The organism is Roseburia sp. AF12-17LB (assembly GCF_003479605.1).
Lineage (GTDB): Bacteria > Bacillota > Clostridia > Lachnospirales > Lachnospiraceae > Roseburia_C > Roseburia_C amylophila.
This window is the reverse complement of sequence record NZ_QUHR01000004.1, coordinates 210,258-229,607: the sequence shown is the minus strand read 5'-3', so window position 1 is coordinate 229,607 and position 19,350 is coordinate 210,258. Positions and strand designations below refer to the sequence as shown.

Genomic DNA, 19,350 nt, shown 5'->3' with positions numbered 1-19,350 from the left:
CCGCCTTCTTATGATTTTTTTGCTGCCCGGAATTCTGTGGAGAAATCTTCTGCATACAGTCTGGATTTGCTGTATCCGCTCTTGTTAATGACATCTCCAACGAGAACCAGTGCCGTTTTGGTAATTCCATGTTCTGCCGCTGTCTGTGCCAATGTTTCTACCGTGCAGATATATATTTCTTCCTCCGGCCAGCTTACCTTATAAGCCAGTGCCGCAGTGGTATCCTTTGAATAGCCACCCTTTATCAGTCGCTCAGATAACTTCTCCAACATTCCGGTGCTTAAATAGATTGCCATGGAACACTGATGGGCAGCAAATGCCTCAATGCTTTCTTTCTCCGGAACCGCCGTCCGTCCCTCCATTCTGGTAATGATAAGGGACTGGGAAATATCCGGCAGGGTATACTCCAGATTCATGGCTGCCGCTGCTCCAAAGCAGGCACTTACTCCCGGCGTAGAATCATAGGCTAGCTTTCTTGCATCCAGCTCCTGCATCTGCTCCTGAACCGCTCCATATATGCTTGGTTCTCCGGTATGCAGCCGCACCACATCTTTTCCTTCCTGCTCTGCCTCCACCATAATTGCAAGGACTTCTTCCAATGTCATCACTGCACTGTTATATACCTGACAGTCTGCTTTGGCATAGTCTAAAAGCTTGGGATTTACCAGTGAACCGGCATAGATAATCACATCCGCTTTCTCCAAAAGATGCATTCCTCTTACGGTAATCAAATCCGGTGCTCCGCACCCTGCTCCAACAAAATGAATCATTCCTTTTCCTCCAACAGTTCTTTTAATAATGCCTCTGCTCCCGGCGTTACACCTAAAAGTCCGATATCATTACTATAAACCATACATTCTATTTCCAGCCCATCTCCGGCACGATGCTTAAGATGGTCTTCAATTTTTTCCATGACATATTCCATGGCAGGTTCTAAAAGTCCGGCTTTTCGAATCCGGTCTACCGCATCCTCTGTACCAATGCAGTCTAATATTTCCCGAAGCAGTGTCACTTCTGCGCCCGCACGGATTGCTGCCGCCGCCAGAAGCTCCATCCGGCAGTCTGCCTCTTTGGAATGGGTGTTCATAATGCCGCCGGATACCTTTATCAGCTTTCCGATATGACCGGTTAAGAGCATTTTGGAAAATCCAAGTTCTTTTACCATGTCAATGGTCTGTCCGATAAAGTTGCTGCATTTTACACTACGCTCCAAATCATAACCATAGGTCCGTTTCATAAATTCCAATCCGTAGTTGCCCGGTGATATGGCAACAATAGAATGACCTTCTGCCCGTTTCTGTTTCAATTCCACTGCTATGGTATCTAGCAATGCCTTATCACTCATAGGCTCCACAATCCCGCTGGTTCCAAGTATCGAGATTCCGCCCTTTATTCCAAGTCTCGGATTAAAAGTCTGCGCCGCAAGATTTTCTCCTTCCGGCACTGAAATTACGACTTTGATTCCGCCCTGAAAATCAAACAGATGGCAGACCTCTGATACTTCTTTTGCAATCATCTGCCGTGGTACCGTATTAATTGCGGCATTTCCTACCGGCTGGTCTAATCCCGGCCGCGTAACCCTGCCAACACCGATGCCGCCATCTATTTCTATCTGATTGTTATTTTCTTCACAAATGCTCACCGCTGCATAAATCCATGCCCCCGTTGTCACATCCGGGTCATCCCCGCCGTCCTTTTGTACCGCGCAGGAAACTTCTGTTTCCTGAATTTTGATATGCTCCACCTTTGCATGGTAGGGAATTCCCTTTGGTGTCTCAATGGTAATCTCTGTTTTTCTTCTTCCACTCAGCAGCATATAGACTGCTGCCTTTGCTGCGGCTGCGGCACAGCTTCCGGAGGTAAACCCATACTGCATCTTTCTTCCCCCTGATTTTACTATCGTCTTAATTGATACAAAATTGCATTGCAGATAGCTGCGGCAACATTGCTCCCGCCCTTTCTGCCCCGGTTAATGATATACGGTACTTCTGTTTCCATAATCAATTCTTTTGCCGGTACCACATTTACGAAGCCTACCGGAACTCCGATAATAAATGCCGGCTGGTAGCGTCCCTCCGTTATCATTTTATGAAGCTCGATTAACGCCGTCGGTGCATTTCCCACCGCAAAAATAACTGGTTTTTCAATGGCTGCGGCTTTCTCCATGCTGATGGTGGCTCTTGTTACCTGCCGCTCTCTGGCAAGCTGTGCTACATCCAAATCCGCCATAAAGCAATGGGCTTCTCCGCCAAATGATGCCAGTATTTTCTTATTGATTCCGGCAAGTGCCATATTGGTATCCGTTACAATATCGGCGCCCTTAAGAATCAGTTCCTTTGCAATTTCTACTGCATGGTCAGAATAACACATTGTCTCTGCATAATCAAAATCTGCGCTGGTATGTATCACACGCTTGGTAACAGGCTCCTGCTCCTTAGGCAATACAATCTGACGCTTTTCTAATTCCTCTGAAATAATCTCAAAGCTGCGTTTTTCAATCTCTCCCGGCAATACAAATTCGATGGGATTCATTTCTCTGTCACCTCTCTTAATGCGCTTATCAGCCGCTCATTCTCTGCCTGCCCTCTTACTGCAATCCGGTAATATCCTTTGGACAGACCTCTGTAATTTTCACAATTTCGAATCAAAATCTGTTTCTTTAAAAGTAACTCATATAATGGCAGCTCTGTGTAAAATAAAATATAATCTGCCCGGGAAGGATACACCCGGAAGCCTAAGGATATCAGCTCTTTTGTCAGAATACTCCGCTGCTCTTTTATGAGTTTTCTGCTTTCCCCGATAAATTCCGTTTCTTTTGCTGCAGCGCATCCTGCCATCTGGGCAAATACCGATAAGTTCCATTCCGGAAGCTGCCTTGTAATCTTCTGACAGACTTCCCTGTTCCGGCAGATAAGATAACCCAGCCGGACTCCCGGTATGGCAAAGGTCTTGGTAAATGCTCTCACCTGAATCAGATTCCTACATTTCATGCCAGCTTCCATTTCTTCATAAAGCTCTGCTTCTTCACAAAACGGCAGAAAGCATTCATCTACCACCACTATTATATCAAGCTCCTGACACCGCTTTAAAATCCCTTTTAAAATCTCCGGTGGAATTAACTGTCCGGTGGGATTATTGGGATTAGCAAGGTATATAAGCTCCGTTTCTTTATCTAATGCCTCAATAAAGTCCTCTCCCAGCACAAAATTATCCTGTTCCCGCAATGGAAAATAACTTACTTCACACGCTTCCGTTCCGGCAGCCCACTCGTAACCATAAAAAGAAGGAACCGGAATCAGTATTTTCTTTGGTTTTAATGCATGAAGAATTGCAGGAAAAAGTTCAGAAGCTCCATTTCCGCACAATATCTCATCTGCCGCTACCTTATCCATCTCAGCAATGGCTGCCTTCAGCTTCTCCTGCCTGATATCCGGATACCGGCTGCATAAAGACACCGCTTCCCTAAGGGCTGCCTCTACAGATGCCGGTATGCCCAGAGGATTGATATTTACAGAATAATCTAACGATATGCAATTACGGTAGATGTCTCCTCCATGTACCATATTCCTGTTCCTTTCCTGAATTTTCATCCTTTCAATCATATAAAGAATAACAATCCCATCACCAAAAGGCAAATGCCTTCACATAAAAATGCAGTCGCATACAAAAGCCGGTTTGCTCTTCTGATGTCCTCGTATTCCACCGGACGCAGTGCATCTCCGATAAACGGCTTTTTCACCAGTTTGCCAAAATACCAGGCATCCCCTGCCAGCTGTATGGACAGTGCTCCTGCACAAACTGCCTCTGTCTGGGCAGAGTTCGGGCTGGCATGATGATACCGGTCCCTTTTATAAATGTAATATGCATGTTTCCTGTTATATTCCTTTCCAAGGAAATACGTCCCTGCAATCATCAGGTATGCACTGATACGGGATGGGATATAATTGCAGATATCATCGAATTTTGCGGCAGCTCTGCCAAAATGAAGATAACGTTCATTCTTATATCCTACCATGGAATCCATCGTATTGACTGCCTTATAAAAAAAGCCCAGAACCGGTCCGCCAAGTGCGGTATATAGCATCGGTGCAATGACTCCATCCGAAGTATTTTCCGCCACCGTTTCAATGGCAGCCTTTGCCACTCCTGTTTCATCCAGCCGCTCGGTATCTCTGCCTACAATCATGGAAACAGCATGTCTTGCCGCTATAAGGTCATTCTCCTTTAAACAATTATATACCTTCATGCTCTCTACTTTCAGGCATTTTGCAGCAAGAATCTGATAGGTCATAATCATTTCCAAGATAACACCTGCCACCGGATGAATCCGGTACGCAAGAATCAGAAGAAGTGCGGTCACCATAAGAACTGTCAGCAAAACAAGCGTAACCATTCCAATGCCTGCTCTTACAAGGTATTTCTCACTGCACTCCTTTTTATTCATTCTTTTTTCCAATATCCCTATAAAATTTCCAATCACCCGGATGGGATGTGGCAGCCAGTATGGATCTCCCAAAAGAAGGTCCAGGCAAAATCCCAGTCCGAACGCAATCATGTGATAAATCATATTGTAATCTCCTCAAGGGAATCTAATTTCCATTCTTCTCCGCAAAGTCTGAGCTTACAGCAGTAGCCGCCTCCATTTTTCACCTGATAATCAAAATAATTTCCTCCTGCAAGAATGTGAAGCAGTGCCATAATTGTGCCGCCGTGTACAACCGCTGTCACGTTCCGGGGCTGACTTTCTGTTATCGGATTTTCTGTCATTTGACTTTCTGCTATCAGTTTTTCAGGCTCCCGGAGTTCTGTTATCTCATTCGCTGATGACGTCTTTGCAGTATCTGCTACTTCTCTGGCAATCTTTTCCTCTATGATTTTTGTTGCAGTAAGAAGTCCTCTATGGCAGCGTTTTATATATTCCTGCTGGCTCTCGCCTTCCGGAAAAGGCAGTGTGCCATTGCTGTCAATCCATTTCTGATAATAGGCATTATTTTTCAAATCTTCGTAATTTTTTCCCTCATATGCGCCAAAATTCATCTCCCGCCATTCTTCTATCGGATAAGCTTTCTTTCCCGGAAAAAGTATACCAGCACTCTCCTGACAGCGCAGCATCGGACTGATGAAAAGCAGCCATGTTTTTTTTAAAATGTCTTTTTCTGCAAGAATCTCTAACTGCTTTCTACCTTCCCCGGATAAAGCTTCTTCTGTTACACCCAAATACCGGTGTTCCCGATTTGACGGGGTCTTTCCATGACGGATAAGCAATAAATTTATTTTAATCTCTGGCTGATTCCACATACAATGCGTTCTACCCTTTCTGCCTTTTCGGCAATCCGGATCTGTAGTCTTCCGGTCTGCTCCCTGTAATCCCGTTCCAGAGCATCCATCGGTACAATTCCGTTTCCAATCTCATCACAGATGAAAATAAGTCCCGGATATGTTTCCAGCAGTTTATCAGCCAACAGCTCCACATCTGTCTGCTGCTCAAGACATTTCCGAATCCACAGGTGTAAATGGTTGATGACCGGATTCTCAAATTCCTGCAGTTCTTTTATCATTCCATCCCAGTCTGCAGGAAGGTTTTCGCCCTCTATCACCTGACCTTTACATTCCGGGTGAAGCTTTAACACATATTCCTTTTTTCCCTGGTAACATCCGCCCAAAAATAATTCCATGATTTTTCCTTTCTAGCCTGCTATAAAACAAAGAATGTGCCACGGCACATTCTCGCGCCTGCGGCGGTTGCTTGCGGCATCTACCTTATACGCCGCAGTGCGCATACTCGCGGAGCGTTTTTTACTATACAGGAAAGCAATTTCCTGTATAGTGAAAAACAACTACCACTGCAACTGCCATGGCATTTTCGCATAATGACACAAAATATCCTGCGGTATCACCATTGATTCCGCCAAATTCCTTCCGGCTTTTCCAGCTATAATAACCATAACAGAGCAATGCCACAACTACTGCTGCAAGCCCTGCCCACAGGTTTACATAAATCATACATCCACTGTAGACAACTGCCTCTATGATGAGGACTGCCAGCACTCTTTTTTTCTGGGCGCTGTCTGCAAAATAAGCAAGCATACCATCCTTTTTTGCTGCCTTCAGGCTCACCACACCAATTCCGCTTAAGCTTCGTGATAACGCAAAGCCAATTCCCACTACAAGAATTGCAGACAATTCCGTAAGCTCCGCATATGCTGCTCCATAAATAAGATAATATAAAACCAGCATCAATACGGAAAATGCGCCAATATGAGGGTCTTTTAAAATTGCCAGCTTCTTCTCCTTATCCTGATAGGAATGAAATGCATCCATGGTATCCATAAACCCATCCATATGAAAGCCACCGGTAACAAGCAGTGGAATTGCCACCGCTATCAGGGTTTTGCAAAGATGGCTTATCCCGGCTGCATTTCCCAAAAAGAACCAGCCGGCTTCCAATACTCCAATGATAAGACCAATCAATGGGAAGAAGCAGAGGTGATACTGCATATCTTCTTTCTTCCAGTCAAACTGCGGCACCGGTATTTTTGAATATATGGAAAATGCAATGACGAATCCTTTTAAAATTTTCATGTATTCCTCTTCTTTCTTAAATTCCATCCTTTTTTATGAAAATCGGAATTCCTGCTACTACTTCAACGACCTGCTCTGCCCGCTCTGCAATCTGTCGGTTTACATCTCCTAACAACCGGATATAATCCATTGTGGATGCATCATAACGGATTCCGTCTTCAAATATCTGATTCGTGACAATAATCAGTATATCACAGGAATCATGCAATGCCGTTACTCCGTTTATAATTTCACCCGAAAGCTGCCTTATTTTTTCTTTATCCATCACAGCAGACAGATTTTCTTCTGAAAACATTTCGTTGGCAACGAGGTTCGACATACACTCCAATAAAACTGTTTTTCCAACTCCTGCTGCAGCTTTTCCGGCTGGCACTCTTTCGGTTGCCACTTTCTTTGCTGCCTCTTTAAGTCTTCTCGGCTGCTCTATCGTAAGAAAGCCTTTTCCTGCCCGCATTTTCTGGTGACGCTCTACTTTTTTCTTTCCTTCTTCATCATACACCTGCATGGTGGCTACATAATAAAGGCTGCCGTTGCCTGCGGCTTTCACTGCCATTTGTTCTGCATATGCGGATTTTCCGCTGCCGCTTCCACCGATTACCAATGCAATCATTCTTCATACCTCTTGTACTGTTCTATCTCAAAATTTGCAAAGGATGCTCCCTGCAAATACACGCCCAGTGCCACATCCAACAGGGACATCATCATCACTGCACCGGTTCCCTCACCCAGTGCCATATCCGCATCCAGTACCGGATCCAAATGCAGCTTTTTCATAATCGCTGTCTCTGCCAGTTCCCGGCTCTTATGGGATGGTATCATATAATTTACGGCACCCTTGCAAAGGGTCTCTGACAAAAGCGCTGCAACGGCACTGATGACTCCATCGATGACAACCGGCATCTGCTCGATTGCTGCTCCGATAAATACGCCTGTCAATCCGGCTATGTCCAGTCCACCTACCGTCTTTAATATGGTAAATGCATCCGCATCACGAAGGGAATATTTTTCTATCGCTTCTTCAATTACCCTGCATTTTCTTTTTAATGCTTCATCCGTTAATCCGGCGCCCTTGCCGGTCACCTGCTCTACCTCTAAATCCAAAAGTGCTGCTGCAACGGCTGTACTTGTGGTTGTATTTCCGATTCCCATCTCTCCTGTGGCAAGTATCTCATACCCTTCTCTGTGGCATTGCTGCACCAGTTGTACTCCGGTTTCTATTGCCTTTAAGACCTCTTCTTCTGTCATTGCAGGTTCCTTGGCAAAGTTTTTCGTTCCCTTTGCAACTTTTCGTGGCAATACTCCGGGAATCACTTCGTCTGTATCAATTCCAATGTCCACCGGAATTACATCCACGCCTGCCACTGCTGCCATCTTTCCTACAGAAGAATTATTTACTCCCATGGCTTTTGCCACTGCAAAGGTTACTTCTTTTCCACTCTGGCTGACCCGCTCTTCCACCACGCCATTGTCTGCACACATAACAAGAACTGCTTTTTTCTGAATGGATATTCTGGTTGTCTTCTCTATGGCTCCAATCTGTGCAATCAGATGTTCAAACTTTCCAAGTCCATCCAGGGGTTTGGCGATTCCATCCAGCTTCTCTTTTACCCTGCGATACCAACTGTCATCTAAAGGCAAAATCTTTATGCTATCCAATTCTGCTTTTGTCATATTCTGCCTCCTGCAGCATTCCATAAACCGCTTCCATATCAAGATATTTCCGCAGTGTATCCGCCAGCAAATCGTACTGGCTCTCCTTATACTGCTGATAATTCATGCCCTGATTATCTTCATAATGCACTCCCTTTTTCTCCGCTAATGCCCGGATAAAAGTAGATGCGATATCTCCTTCATCAAAAATGCCGTGGACATACGTTCCGTAGACATTTCCCTTCTGCACAACGACTGCATCCTGTATACAGGATTCCTCCTGTGCATGCGCATGAGCTTGGGCTTGAGCCTGTGTCTGCTTTGGTTCCTGTATCTGCTCTGTCTTCTGTGTTCCGCCGGTATGTCCCATATGAATCTCGTAGCCCTTGTATTCTTTGCCGGAAAGGGAAGCTAACATACCGGTGAGAAAGTCTATGGTTCCCGTTACCTGACGGCGTACCTTTTCCCGGCTCATCACCGTCTTAAGCGGCAACAGCTCCATGCCCCGTAAGCTGCCGCCTTCCTCTACCGAATAGGGGTCTTCGAGGCTTTCTCCTAACATCTGGTAACCGCCGCAGATTCCAATAACCGAAGTTTCTGCGGAGAGTTTCTTTATCATAGCTTCCATGCCATTTTCGCGCATCCATTTCAGGTCACCCATTGTATTCTTACTGCCCGGCAGAATAATGGCATCCGGATGATGGATTTCCTGCACCGAAGTCACATAGCGCACCGATACGCCTTCCATATGCTCGAAAACATCAAAATCCGTAAAATTAGATATTCTCGGATAACGGATAACTGCCAGGTCTATCAACGCCTCTTTCCGATGCTTGAATTTTCCGGTCAGGCTGTCTTCATCCTCAAGCTGTACCTTCATATAAGGCACCACTCCGCAGACCGGAATGCCGCCTTTTTCCTCTAACATCTGAATGCCCGGTTCCAATATGGATACATCTCCGCGGAATTTGTTGATGATTAAACCTTTTACACGGGATTTTTCCTGCTCTTCTAAAAGCATCAGCGTTCCTAAAAGCTGTGCAAACACACCACCCCGGTCAATATCTCCTGCCAGAAGAACCGGTGCATTTACCATCTCCGCCATGCCCATATTTACAATGTCATTTTCCTTGAGATTAATTTCTGCCGGACTTCCGGCTCCTTCTATTACAATAATATCCGCCTGCTCTTCCAGTTTGTGAAATGCCTTTAAAATATCCGGGATAAGCTTTTTCTTATAGTTAAAATATTCCCGTGCCGGCATATTACCAATGACCGTACCGTTGACAATCACCTGGGAGCCAATATCATTTGTAGGCTTTAAAAGAATCGGGTTCATACAGACCTGCGGCTCGATTCCTGCTGCCTCCGCCTGCATAACCTGTGCCCGTCCCATTTCAAGCCCTTCTGTTGTAATATAGGAATTCAATGCCATATTCTGCGACTTAAAAGGCGCCACGCGGTATCCATCCTGATGAAAGATACGACATAAGCCTGCTGTAATCAGGCTTTTTCCGGCATTCGACATTGTTCCCTGTATCATAATCACTTTTGCCATGTGATAAGTTCCTCGATTTCTTTTGTTTTCTATACTATCTTGCTTCCAGTCCCTGAAGCAGTACCACATAACATGCGAAGTCTCCGATTCGTTTTCGCTCTTCCCCTAACCAATCATCCCAGTCATTGCCCAGCTTATGCTCATACATATAGACGGACAGTTTGTTTTTCGCACTGATCACAAGATTATGACAGCGGGTGCGCTCCGCATCTGCCTGTCCTTTCTCTGCCAGCGATTTCTGGTTCCATCCGTTTCTGATTCGCACATAGTCTACTGCACATTTCAAAAAACGGTCTATGAGTTCCCTGCAGGCTGCATCCGCTTCCCCCTGCTCTGCAATCTGGTTCCAGATCTGCATGGCTTCTTCAAAGGGCAGTGACGTCTCCTGTTTTAAGTACTCTTTGTATGTTGTATACATTGGACATCCTCCGCATATTTTTATCTTAACAGATATATTGTATAACATTCCTTGTTTTTAGAAAAGATACTTTCCTTTTTGATTTATGATTCTGCTTTTCATATTTCTCTTCATCTATGTGCGCTTACTCCAAAGGAATATATTAAGCATCTCTAACCTGCTACCGGCAGTTTTTATATTTATTTAACTACTATTATGGAGATGTCCATTAACCATATAGCCAAATTTTTGTATAATTTTGTTATCAAACAGGGCGGTGTTTTTATGCCAACAATTAAATCAAGTGCTGATTTAAGGAATAATTACAATGAAATTTCTACATTTTGTCATAATTATCCTGAACCAGTTTTCATTACGAAGAATGGAAAAGGTGATCTTGCTGTTATGAGCATTGAATCCTACGAAGAACTGACCAGCCGCTTTGAACTTTACAGTCAGATTAAGGAAGGAATGGACGATATTGCCACAGGCAATACCAGACTATTTTCCGAAGCTATGGCTGATATCAGGAGCCACCGCAGTCGATGAGCTATCAGGTTTATATCACTTCCACCGCAGAACACGATATTATGCGTGCTGCGGATTACATTGAATTTACCCTCAAAAATCCTGATGTTGCAGATAATCTGTTAGATGCTGCGACCGAGTGGATAGACTCATTAGCCGACCTGCCACAGAAGTTTCATCCGGCAGACGATCCAATACTGGCAAGCTGGGGCATTCGTTTTGTGAAAATTAATAATTACCTTGCCTTTTATACGATTGATAAAGAAAAACAGACTGTAATCATCGTCCGTTTTCTCTATCAGAAAAGTAACTGGACTTCCATTCTTCGACAGGGATTTCACCTCGTTTAAGGAATCTGTTTTTATGCAGGTTCCTTTTATTTTTTCAATATATATCATGAGCAAAATTTACTCATAATTAACATTCTCTGCTCATTATATTACCACTCCATTGCAGTGGTCGATCTCATGCTGGATAACCTGCGCGGTAAAGCCGAAATATTTTCCATGTTGTGGTTTAAAATCACCATTCAGATAATCCACCTCTATCTCCTGGTATCTTGTGCAGGCTTTGGCTCCATCCAGCGAAAGACAGCTTTCCTCTGTACTGTAGCCGCCTGACTTCTTCGTAATCACCGGATTCACCATTGCAAATTGAAATGGGCCTGCTGCCACTACAATAATCGCTTTGTTTATGCCAATCATATTTGCTGCCATTCCAACGCAGGTTTCCCGGTTCGCCCGAAGGGTATCCAAAAGGTCTGTTATTACCTGCTTATCTGCAGGCGTTGCCGGTATTGCTTTCTCTGAAAAAATGTGTGTTCCTTTTACTATTTTCCTAACCATAATTTATCTCCAATATCTGAAACTACTCATTGAGCAAAATGCAGACTTTCAAGCCACAATTTTGTTCGCTGCTAATTTAAAATAAATACGTCTGCCTGCTGCAAAGCCTCCTTTGGCATTGCCGTCTGCTCTTTGCGGTTCCAGTATTACGCTGCCTGTTCAAATTCTTCATGTGTCATATAAAGTTCATCCCCTGATTCTGGCTTTATTTTTTTGCCTTTTCTTTTATCCCGTCATTTTACCCTTTTATTTCTCCACGTTTCTTTTATCGATATTCCTGGGATACCTCTAAATAGCTTCGCTTTCCACTGATATAATCTGCATAGGCAAGTTCCGGGTCTTTTCCACAAAATACCGTGCAAAGTCCGCACATCTCGCAGTCTGCAATACATGGAAAAGCATTTTTGATATACTGTCTTCTTTCCGCTTCAGTAGAGGTCTCTATTTCCGGCGCTCTCATATTGCCACCTACCTGACGGTGCCGGAATTGCTCCGGTATTCCTCATTGATTTCCCGCAACTCCTTTACGCCGTTGATATATGGCTCATAAAATGCATCCATGGAACCGCCACCTAAATTATCGCAGCCATTGCAAAAATCACAGGCTCCTCCGCACTGGTTCAGGCCCTCCTGCACGATACGAATCCGCTCTTCCCTGGTTGTATCTTTGATTAAAATACTTTTTATTTCCATTCAGCCATCATCCTCTCCCAACTTTTTGTCTTTCAATATAATTCAAATAATTTCTCTCTTAAGTTAAAGTTTAGCACGAAAAAAGAGGTGCCGCAACCGACACCTCTTGTGGGGTTTTATCCTATTTTCTATTTTAGAATGTTATAAAATATAATGGGACAGGAACTCAAATAATTTCTGATTCGTTTCTTCATTCAGTTCTTCAGCCTGCAGATATTCCGGCAGTGGAATTCCCTGCTGGCATTCTCCGCAAATATCAATGCCAAGTATATTTCCGTTTTCCAGAAAATGCGACAGCAAACGTTCCAGCATCGGAAGTGACATATTCCCCTGACTCCAGTTAGTCTCCGTATATTGTTTATCCAAGATGTCTTTATCTATGGAAATATAAACCGGCAGATTCTTTTTCATTTTCTATATAAAATGGATAGATATCCACCTTATTAACTTAATTCTGTTGTGTTATTCCTAAGCCATTCTGTAATGTCATCAATTACCTTATCCGGATCACAGTAATAACGACGGTCACATATTTCAAACGAAATTGTCCCCTCATATCCTCTGCGCTTCAGATCTTTATAATACTTTTTCATTGGAAAATCTCCGTCTCCGGGAACTGTATGTCCCCGATCGTTAAAATGCACATGAACAAGCTGAGTACCTAAATTATCCATATAGTCATCTATGCTTTCTTCGGCGTAGGTCATCTGATCCAGATCTACCATACCATGTATGTGAGATGAGCCTGTTTCTTCTATCATTCGTTTCAGATCTGAACTTTTTATCAGCACATTTGTTGTTGTTACCTTCAACTCCTCCAGCATCAGCTCCACATTCTTTTTCTCACAATAAGCACCCAACTGCTGCAGAGAATCCCTGCAATACTTCCATGCATCTTCCGGTGACTGATCGAAATATCCAAATCCGGTACTGATCTGAACTTTATGGCAGCCAAGAAATTCCGCCGTATCAATAGCTCGCTGATAATAACGAATACTGGACTCACGTGTTCCTCTATCCTGTGTGCAGAAGTTAACCGGGTATGTACAATTCTCCGGTGTCATTGCCATAACACTTAGGTCTCTTCTCCTAATCTCCTTTTCCAATTCAAGTAATGAAAAAAGGGAATAATCAAATATATTAAACTGTGGTGCACTACAATACAAATCAATACTGTTAAATACTGACTGTTCTACCTTGTCCAGGAATTTCTTCAGCGGATATCTCAAATAATGATAATTCATTGGTGCAAATTTCATTTCTTCCTCCTGTATTCTCCATAATGATTCTAAGATCATGCGCATGTCTTTATTGGTAGTACGTACAATAGTAATTTCATATCTCGCATTTGTTATGTATTACTTTGTATCTGATACAATAGTATATCTGCACAACTTCTTTGTCAATACTATCTATTTTTTTCGTTAAATTGACCAATTTCCCTTATTGTTTTTTATTGTATCTGCATAACAAAAATACATTGTAATACATATTCTATTTCAAAATGTATCTTTTTGATACTTGTAAATGTGCTCATAGATGCATTTATCAATATCATCCAACTCATTTTTGTATTATATTGTTATACTAAAAGCATAGAAGTTTGTATTTTATTTTTCAATATTTTTTCTTTTTTTGCTACAAAAGAACAAATCTGCATATACAAATAGTCTCAAATGTATTATTATATATACACAAAAGTATTCAACTATAAAATCAGATTACAATATCTGTTTTTTTATTTACCGGAAAGGAATTTTCATTAAATGGAACTTGATAATGCCATAGCCACACCACTTTATAAACAGCTTGAAAAACTGATTCTGGACAAGATCACCAATGGAACACTTGCCAGATATAGAATTTTGAGTTTTTGGTTGCTTCTCGCGCACCTTTAAAGTCTCTATGCTTTTGATTCGTTCTTCTGCCGGGACTTTGTAAACTATTTTTCCGACATATTGCATTCCTCCTTCTTAGCATTCATAAATATAGGGCTCATAATCATTGCATCTGTATTCTTCAAAATTTTTTCTTTCCTTACAATTTGGACACCAAATATATTTGTGGTGCCCTTTTTCCCTTGCTTCCGCTTTCTTTCTCGAAATTGGAAACTTTAAGCCACAATCTGGGCAAATGCAGGTAGAAATAGTGTATGATTGTCTTTTCATTTTACCAGTCCTCATCAAACTCATCCATGGCATCATCTACTCCATCGGCATAATCCTTGTCATTCTCGTATCTCTCATCGTCATAATCGTCGTCCATATAGATGTCATCATAACCATCGTCATAAGATTGATATGATGATTCACTTCCTGATGTCGATTTATTCGTATAGTTATTGCTATCAGTATAACTATTAGAGCTGCTACCTGTGCTATTCGAAGAATGTTCTTCAGATGAACTATCTGAAGATTTTTTATTATATGAAGGTGTTTCGCTTGATTTACTTTTTTTACTACTCGGCTTGTGTTTATAGCAATATTCACCTTCGTATGCCCTATCATTGTCACAGCCACTCTTGATGCATTTTTCAGATTCATTTGATACATTAATCATTACAACTGCGCATATGATGCAAACAGCCGCTATGGCAATCATTAATACTTGTGTAAATGAATTCTTTTTCATATAGTTTTCCTTCCTTTCTTTGACTTCCATCTTTTAATGCTTAGCTCTACTTTGATGAACCAGAGCAGCATATTGCAATAACAACAAGTACTACAATCACAATAATTAATAATGCCGGTTGTGTAAATAACCATAGCATTGCAAAAATAAGTACTGCTCCGCCGACAAATTTTCCAATTGCAGCTAAGCCTGAGAAATCACCATCACACGCTGCCACAATTGAACCAATTACAAACAGTAAGAGCAATGCTAATATATGCATATATGCCGCCTCCTCCTTGTTCTTTTCCTCATAATAAAAGCCATCCTTGAAAGACTATCGTTTCGTCTTTCTTAGAATGACTCTATTATTGCAAATTACAAGTCCATAAATCTTCTCTTGTGCATCGAATCTTTGTTCTTTAATTGTTTTTTCATTCCTATTGGTCATTTTATTTTTCCACCCTTATCCTTGGCTTATTAGCCTCTCTGCCTTCCAGCCAAGACACTGTAGCATTTGCAAATATTGCGATTTCAACAAATGCAAATATCGCAACGATTATCACCTTCACAATTATCCTTACTGTAATAACCATAATTTCTATCAATTCTTTTTATTATCTTCTGAAGTTCTTCACTTTCAGATTGTATAATGCCGTCACTTTCAACCATCACCTAATAGGAGCGCTTATGGGGGATATCCTATTTTCTACTTTGGAATGTTATGAAATATAATGGGACAGGAACTCAAATAATTTCTGATTCGTTTCTTCATTCAGTTCTTCAGCCTGCAAATATTCAGGCAGTGGAATTCCCTGCTGGCATTCTCCACAGATATCAATGCCAAGTATATTTCCGTTTTCCAGAAAATGTGAGAGCAATCGCTCCAGCATCGGAAGTGACATGTTCCCCTGACTCCAGTTTGTCTCCGTATATTGTTTATCCAAGATGTCTTTGTCTATGGATATATAAACCGGCAGATTCTTTTTTATTTTGGAAATCTTATTTTTGTCTTCTCCGGCACGAATCTCTTCTGCAGAAAAAGTAAGGAGTTTTTCTGATATTTCCTTACGATTCATCAAGCCATCATTTTCCCGATAAAGCTGCTCTATATCCTTCGCCTGCGGTCCGATTAATATCAGTTGCTGCAACCATGGATTCGTCTCTAACACCTTTTCTGCCCAGTCTCCGCAGCTTGTCATGTGCTCAATCATCGGCTTTTGCATGTCCGTATGATGGTCAAATACAACAAGCTGGAATTCCTTTTGAATCTGGCTTGTCATAATTTCTGTCACATAATGATAATTTCCGGAATCCAGAAAATGGATTCCATGAATTCCATATAGCTTGATTTTTTCTCTGATTTTCTCTTCTGCCTGTCTGGAACAATACAAATCACACTCCTCAATTTCAGAGCAGTCCAGCCAGTGGATGCCGGTATTCTTTGGTATGTTTTCATCGCAATATACATGCGAAAAATCTAAAATCAGATGATTGGTTGTCATTGTTGTGCCTTTCTTAGTCTTGCTACTTTTCCAAAGGGTGGATTCACATCTTCATTATCAATCAACCAGAGAACCGGAATATCAGGTATATCTGCTTCTTCTGGAAATAAACCATATCCATCAGTAAATATAATAATGACAGCTGACAGGTCGTGTTTCATATTACTTTTTATATAATGAAACACAACCGTAAAATCAGTACCACCTCCACCATATGGTATTATTTTTTCTAATTCATTAATATTTTCAAACGAAATTGGTGTGGTTACATCTGTATCAAAGAACCCAAGCTTTCCCTTTATTTTACCATTAAATTGCTCAATAACACCTCTAATTTCTGCATATACTGCTTCAAGCGCATCTTGATTTACTGAACCGGAAGTATCTGCCCAAAACAAAATTTCTTTTGCGACAAAATCTCTTTCGTTAAAATCTGGCAAGTCTGAACTGTTATATCCAAACAATATCTCGTTTCTTACGAAATCATAAATGGCAGCTATTTTGTTATATTCATCTAATTCTATCCATTTACGATTTTTTATGAGAGACTGTATACTCTCTACATCGAAATTTAGCATTTTAGTCATTTCAAGATATTTCTTCTCCATAATATCGCCTCTCTTTCTTCTTATGGCTCTATTATAGAAAACAAACCTCTAATAAACTTTCAAAAATTCGCTATCTTTTACTGTACTTCTCGCCGGAAGTCCCATCATCCTTTTTACTGTAGATGCAAAATGTGGTGGTGAATCAAATCCTGCGTTTAATGCTGCTTCCGTTATCCGTTTCCCAGCTAATAAATCTTGAAATGCTCTTTCTAACTGATGCAGTGTTAAATATTTTTTAAGCGTTATCCCTACCTGTTCACTAAATAAATGAGATAATCGGCTTGCTGAAATACACAATTTTCCAGCATATTCCTCTATCGAATGTTCTTCACAACTACATTGTTCCAATTAATGACACGATTCGTTCGTTTAGGATATAAATACTTATCTACTAAAACTTACGCCAACACTTCTCTTTCAAAAATGCCTTAATCTCATCTTCATTTCGACCTTCATAATAAGCTACAAGAAGACCCTTGAATTCAGACACAATATTCTCCGGCACAACTAACAATCCAATACCTTTTCCAATCATAAAATGATTAGCAAAGATAATAGAAGCTCTCTTATTACCATCAATAAAAATCTGTGTCTTCATACAATAAAGCGTAAGCTCAATTGCAATATCAACGTCCTCAAGTCCTGAGTTTATAATTTCATCTATTTTCTCTTTTACATCCAACTCATTTGGAATTGGAGGCACATAGCTTGAACCACCAATCGTAACAGGAACAGCTCTAACGGAACCACCATTTTCGAAGAACCCTTCATTTACCAGGCGTGCTATATGACTTACCATATAATAATTGCAAGGAGAAGCCACTACATCCGGATCCACAATAAACTCCCACGCATGCTTCAAATTTAAGATTTTTTGGACATCAGTTGCTTTTACTCCGTTAACTTCGCCATTTTCCAAAATAGTTTCTGTCTGTGGAAATGTAGTGGAAACACCTTCCAATACAGCCTGATCATAAATCAGACTTTTGACATTAGCTCTAGCAAAGTCAATATTAAGCTTTACTCTTGGTGACAGTTCGCTTTCTGTATATCCAAGCTTTGCTAAGTCCTTTTCGATTTTTCTAAGTTGCTTTTTAACCGCTCTTATTTGCTGCGATTGATTAACTGCAAGTGCGTAGAGCTCCTCAGAATATTTATCTATATAATTTGATTTGTATTTTCCAGCTTCTCTTTTTCTAACATAAATATATTTCTGATCATTTACAGTCTTGATTTCAATACTTCCATCAAATGCAGAGATATTAATTTGAGCCTGCAAATCAGCTTTTTCATTTAGTAATCTTTGGATTTCTGTTATATTACTCATTCATCCATCTCCTTTTAGGGTGATTTTATGATTATATATTTGCACTTTTTCACCCTAAATTCAATATATTTTTTAAATTTAGGGTGATTTTTTATTATATTTTTTTCAAATTCACCCTAAATCATATCGGACAGGTTTATTTCTTACTCGCCACCTGCAGAGGTGGGAGTCTTCTCCGATGAGATAAAAATGTTTTAGATTCGTTTCTATCTTTTGTATTCGAAAGCATCCCCTGTGAATTTAGTGCTAATTGTGTTGGATCCTTGGGACATCCGCGATTTACAACTCTAGTAAATGAATCTCCTGTACTAATCATCATAACATCATAATTCCCAGTTTCCTTATTAGTTATTTCAACCATTCGGTAATGTTGTAATTTTTGAACTTCCACTGTCATCCTTTGCTCTATAAAAATATTCCTGTCCATTTAGTTTTAATTGACCCATCATAATTCTGCATCCTCAAATTCTCCTTTATTATTAAAATCTTTGTTCTATATGTAATTAAGCCCCATCCGACAGATTTCTCTATCCAATGGGGCTTCTATGTCATATCGTCTGATTCCACATCATTATATTGTTTTCTTACATCAAACTCTGCATCGTTTGGCGTAAAATTGGCGTATTTTTGTAATTTTACAAATTTCCACCAATAAGGTACATCACGTTTTTAGTAGAGCTTTGCACCTGCTGGAATGTGGTTATCAACCATAAGAAGATGAAGTTCTTCATGAAGCATATTTTGGAGTAAATCCTGCTGATCCTTTTTCATCACTTACTGATGAAGGCAGGGAAAAAGCTATGGATTATATTAATCTGCTCCACGCATCCGGAATGTATGAAAAGCAGACTGCTAAGATAATTCCATTCCGAAGCATTGATATTTTTGAAAATGCTGTATCAGCCGGAACCGGTAACTTCCTTGTAGACGGACCGAAAGAGACTGTATGTATAGATGAATCTATCTTACCGGAAGATACTACTTTCGGTGTCCGTATTAGTGGTGACAGTATGGAACCTGAATTCCACGATGGTCAGATTGCATGGG

The 19,350-nt window shown here is 41.1% G+C and carries 27 protein-coding genes; 3 read left to right on the top strand and 24 right to left on the bottom strand.

Annotation, left to right across the window (positions count from 1 at the left end):
- Positions 1-8: 8 nt before the first annotated feature.
- The 12 genes from cobM to DWV68_RS07300 form a co-directional block, all read right to left on the bottom strand.
- A complete protein-coding gene (gene cobM, locus DWV68_RS07355) occupies positions 9-770 on the bottom strand; it encodes a precorrin-4 C(11)-methyltransferase (protein ID WP_118057646.1) in 762 nt (253 codons plus the stop codon).
- The gene (cbiD, locus tag DWV68_RS07350; protein ID WP_118057645.1) at positions 767-1,876 is read right to left on the bottom strand and encodes a cobalt-precorrin-5B (C(1))-methyltransferase CbiD; all 1,110 of its coding nucleotides are present in this window, start codon (positions 1,874-1,876) and stop codon (positions 767-769) included. Before cbiD ends, cobM begins: the two co-directional genes overlap by 4 nt.
- Before the next feature lie 20 nt (positions 1,877-1,896).
- The gene (locus DWV68_RS07345; RefSeq protein ID WP_022244149.1) at positions 1,897-2,532 is read right to left on the bottom strand and encodes a precorrin-8X methylmutase; all 636 of its coding nucleotides are present in this window, start codon (positions 2,530-2,532) and stop codon (positions 1,897-1,899) included.
- A complete protein-coding gene (locus DWV68_RS07340; protein ID WP_118057644.1) occupies positions 2,529-3,563 on the bottom strand; it encodes a pyridoxal phosphate-dependent aminotransferase in 1,035 nt (344 codons plus the stop codon). Before DWV68_RS07340 ends, DWV68_RS07345 begins: the two co-directional genes overlap by 4 nt.
- A 35-nt stretch (positions 3,564-3,598) precedes the next feature.
- Complete coding sequence (cbiB, locus tag DWV68_RS07335; protein ID WP_118057643.1) at positions 3,599-4,567, bottom strand: adenosylcobinamide-phosphate synthase CbiB; 969 nt, start codon at positions 4,565-4,567, stop codon at positions 3,599-3,601.
- Positions 4,564-5,298, bottom strand: a complete 735-nt coding sequence (locus tag DWV68_RS07330) for a histidine phosphatase family protein (protein ID WP_118057642.1) — start codon at positions 5,296-5,298, stop codon at positions 4,564-4,566. The genes cbiB and DWV68_RS07330 overlap by 4 nt, the downstream gene beginning before the upstream one ends.
- Positions 5,271-5,675, bottom strand: coding sequence for a bifunctional adenosylcobinamide kinase/adenosylcobinamide-phosphate guanylyltransferase (locus tag DWV68_RS07325; RefSeq protein WP_118057641.1), 405 nt, complete (start codon positions 5,673-5,675; stop codon positions 5,271-5,273). The genes DWV68_RS07330 and DWV68_RS07325 overlap by 28 nt, the downstream gene beginning before the upstream one ends.
- A gap of 124 nt (positions 5,676-5,799) precedes the next feature.
- A complete protein-coding gene (locus tag DWV68_RS07320; RefSeq protein WP_118057662.1) occupies positions 5,800-6,582 on the bottom strand; it encodes an adenosylcobinamide-GDP ribazoletransferase in 783 nt (260 codons plus the stop codon).
- Between the two features lie 16 nt (positions 6,583-6,598).
- The gene (locus tag DWV68_RS07315) at positions 6,599-7,192 is read right to left on the bottom strand and encodes a bifunctional adenosylcobinamide kinase/adenosylcobinamide-phosphate guanylyltransferase (protein WP_118057640.1); all 594 of its coding nucleotides are present in this window, start codon (positions 7,190-7,192) and stop codon (positions 6,599-6,601) included.
- The gene (gene cobT / locus DWV68_RS07310; protein ID WP_243089486.1) at positions 7,189-8,253 is read right to left on the bottom strand and encodes a nicotinate-nucleotide--dimethylbenzimidazole phosphoribosyltransferase; all 1,065 of its coding nucleotides are present in this window, start codon (positions 8,251-8,253) and stop codon (positions 7,189-7,191) included. The genes DWV68_RS07315 and cobT overlap by 4 nt, the downstream gene beginning before the upstream one ends.
- Positions 8,231-9,790 carry a cobyric acid synthase gene (locus DWV68_RS07305; RefSeq protein WP_118057638.1) on the bottom strand — a complete coding sequence of 520 codons (1,560 nt, stop codon included), beginning with the start codon at positions 9,788-9,790 and terminating at the stop codon, positions 8,231-8,233. The genes cobT and DWV68_RS07305 overlap by 23 nt, the downstream gene beginning before the upstream one ends.
- A 34-nt stretch (positions 9,791-9,824) precedes the next feature.
- Complete coding sequence (locus tag DWV68_RS07300; protein ID WP_118057637.1) at positions 9,825-10,208, bottom strand: hypothetical protein; 384 nt, start codon at positions 10,206-10,208, stop codon at positions 9,825-9,827.
- A gap of 264 nt (positions 10,209-10,472) precedes the next feature.
- Between DWV68_RS07300 and DWV68_RS07295 the strand changes: the two genes are divergently transcribed.
- Both DWV68_RS07295 and DWV68_RS07290 read left to right on the top strand, forming a co-directional pair.
- Entirely contained in the window at positions 10,473-10,736 is a 264-nt protein-coding gene (locus tag DWV68_RS07295) for a type II toxin-antitoxin system Phd/YefM family antitoxin (RefSeq protein ID WP_118057661.1), read from the top strand.
- On the top strand, positions 10,733-11,065 hold the full coding sequence (locus tag DWV68_RS07290; protein WP_118057636.1) for a type II toxin-antitoxin system RelE/ParE family toxin: 333 nt from the start codon (positions 10,733-10,735) through the stop codon (positions 11,063-11,065). Before DWV68_RS07295 ends, DWV68_RS07290 begins: the two co-directional genes overlap by 4 nt.
- Positions 11,066-11,149: 84 nt before the next feature.
- Here the strand turns inward: DWV68_RS07290 and DWV68_RS07285 are convergent, their stop codons facing one another.
- The 12 genes from DWV68_RS07285 to DWV68_RS07230 form a co-directional block, all read right to left on the bottom strand.
- Entirely contained in the window at positions 11,150-11,560 is a 411-nt protein-coding gene (locus DWV68_RS07285; RefSeq protein WP_118057635.1) for a peptide deformylase, read from the bottom strand.
- A gap of 265 nt (positions 11,561-11,825) precedes the next feature.
- The gene (locus DWV68_RS07280) at positions 11,826-12,020 is read right to left on the bottom strand and encodes a hypothetical protein (RefSeq protein WP_118057634.1); all 195 of its coding nucleotides are present in this window, start codon (positions 12,018-12,020) and stop codon (positions 11,826-11,828) included.
- A gap of 8 nt (positions 12,021-12,028) precedes the next feature.
- The gene (locus DWV68_RS07275; RefSeq protein WP_117841920.1) at positions 12,029-12,253 is read right to left on the bottom strand and encodes a hypothetical protein; all 225 of its coding nucleotides are present in this window, start codon (positions 12,251-12,253) and stop codon (positions 12,029-12,031) included.
- Positions 12,254-12,394: 141 nt separating this feature from the next.
- Positions 12,395-12,664: a hypothetical protein gene (locus tag DWV68_RS07270; protein ID WP_176935823.1), complete on the bottom strand. Its 270-nt coding sequence runs from the start codon at positions 12,662-12,664 to the stop codon at positions 12,395-12,397.
- A 32-nt stretch (positions 12,665-12,696) separates the two neighbouring features.
- On the bottom strand, positions 12,697-13,512 hold the full coding sequence (locus tag DWV68_RS07265) for a sugar phosphate isomerase/epimerase family protein (protein ID WP_118057633.1): 816 nt from the start codon (positions 13,510-13,512) through the stop codon (positions 12,697-12,699).
- A gap of 910 nt (positions 13,513-14,422) precedes the next feature.
- Complete coding sequence (locus DWV68_RS14545) at positions 14,423-14,884, bottom strand: hypothetical protein (RefSeq protein WP_197420826.1); 462 nt, start codon at positions 14,882-14,884, stop codon at positions 14,423-14,425.
- A 46-nt stretch (positions 14,885-14,930) separates the two neighbouring features.
- Complete coding sequence (locus DWV68_RS07250; RefSeq protein ID WP_118057631.1) at positions 14,931-15,146, bottom strand: hypothetical protein; 216 nt, start codon at positions 15,144-15,146, stop codon at positions 14,931-14,933.
- A 169-nt stretch (positions 15,147-15,315) separates the two neighbouring features.
- Positions 15,316-15,471 (bottom strand): hypothetical protein, encoded by a 156-nt coding sequence (locus DWV68_RS14400; RefSeq protein WP_197420825.1) that lies wholly within the window; start codon positions 15,469-15,471, stop codon positions 15,316-15,318.
- A gap of 114 nt (positions 15,472-15,585) precedes the next feature.
- Positions 15,586-16,368 (bottom strand): arginase family protein, encoded by a 783-nt coding sequence (locus DWV68_RS07245; RefSeq protein WP_118665372.1) that lies wholly within the window; start codon positions 16,366-16,368, stop codon positions 15,586-15,588.
- The gene (locus DWV68_RS07240; RefSeq protein WP_118665370.1) at positions 16,365-16,976 is read right to left on the bottom strand and encodes a VWA-like domain-containing protein; all 612 of its coding nucleotides are present in this window, start codon (positions 16,974-16,976) and stop codon (positions 16,365-16,367) included. The genes DWV68_RS07245 and DWV68_RS07240 overlap by 4 nt, the downstream gene beginning before the upstream one ends.
- A gap of 48 nt (positions 16,977-17,024) precedes the next feature.
- Positions 17,025-17,324 (bottom strand): helix-turn-helix transcriptional regulator, encoded by a 300-nt coding sequence (locus DWV68_RS07235; RefSeq protein ID WP_118639648.1) that lies wholly within the window; start codon positions 17,322-17,324, stop codon positions 17,025-17,027.
- Between the two features lie 43 nt (positions 17,325-17,367).
- A complete protein-coding gene (locus DWV68_RS07230; protein ID WP_118639647.1) occupies positions 17,368-18,303 on the bottom strand; it encodes a Fic family protein in 936 nt (311 codons plus the stop codon).
- A gap of 800 nt (positions 18,304-19,103) precedes the next feature.
- Between DWV68_RS07230 and DWV68_RS07220 the strand changes: the two genes are divergently transcribed.
- Positions 19,104-19,350 (top strand): S24 family peptidase (locus tag DWV68_RS07220; RefSeq protein WP_243089485.1); only part of this gene is annotated, 247 nt, incomplete at its 3' end.